Annotated in this window: 2 protein-coding genes; both read right to left on the reverse strand. The window is 46.9% G+C overall.

Going from position 1 to position 742, the window contains the following annotated elements:
* Positions 1-543, reverse strand: a 543-nt coding sequence (locus tag A3756_RS01120; RefSeq protein WP_156490155.1) for a hypothetical protein, incomplete at its 3' end; no start/stop codon positions are given.
* A gap of 39 nt (positions 544-582) precedes the next feature.
* A complete protein-coding gene (locus A3756_RS29125) occupies positions 583-741 on the reverse strand; it encodes an LCCL domain-containing protein (protein ID WP_368664556.1) in 159 nt (52 codons plus the stop codon).
* Position 742 lies beyond the last annotated feature (1 nt).

Genomic DNA, 742 nt, shown 5'->3' on the forward strand with positions numbered 1-742 from the left:
CATCAAGGCATTCTCAATTGATTTATAATGCTGCTCAACCGGGCTAGTTGCCTGGTAGCTTACGCCGAGCATGGCGATTTGATCGCCCTTTGAAGGAGTGCACAGCCAGGCAGGCTGACAGGCCGAGATATCGCAGCTTTGCGGAGGGCACTGTTTTGAGATCTCTACTTTGTCGAGCGTTGCGTAGCTGTAGGCATAGCCATCTAGGCTAAACTCATCGCTAAAATATAGGGTTTGGCCATTTAAGGAGGCCGAGTCTACTTTGTCATTAACGCTTTCTAAGACACTTTCAATATCTTGGTTAACCGCAAGGTAGTCAGCCAAGCTCGCCACCGCCCGTTTACGGCTCTTTGTTATCGGTGTCTCGCCACCAATGTAGAGGTCTCTGGCTAGGCCGAATTGGCCAATTCTTTCCTCTGTTATTGGCTGCTCTAACCAGCAGGCTTGGTCACCAATATTCGGTTTGCTTTGTTGGCCTGCACAAGCGACGAGCAGACATATGCTAGAGAGCGTTAGCGGTTTAAGAAAGAGTGCTCTTTTCATAGCAGCCTGCATTGATGGAAGAGGACGACTTAGAATAAACTAAGGTAAGGCTATGAAAGTAAATCCTTTTTGATAGCGATTGTTTCTGTTATTACTCTGGATATCGTTTTTGTATGAGCCCTTAAAGCCATGCTTGCTTCTAATAATTCGGATTGCGACGGTACCACCTGATTTTGCAGTCATCAGACCTGCATGGATC

It is taken from the genome of Oleiphilus sp. HI0086 (assembly GCF_001635225.1).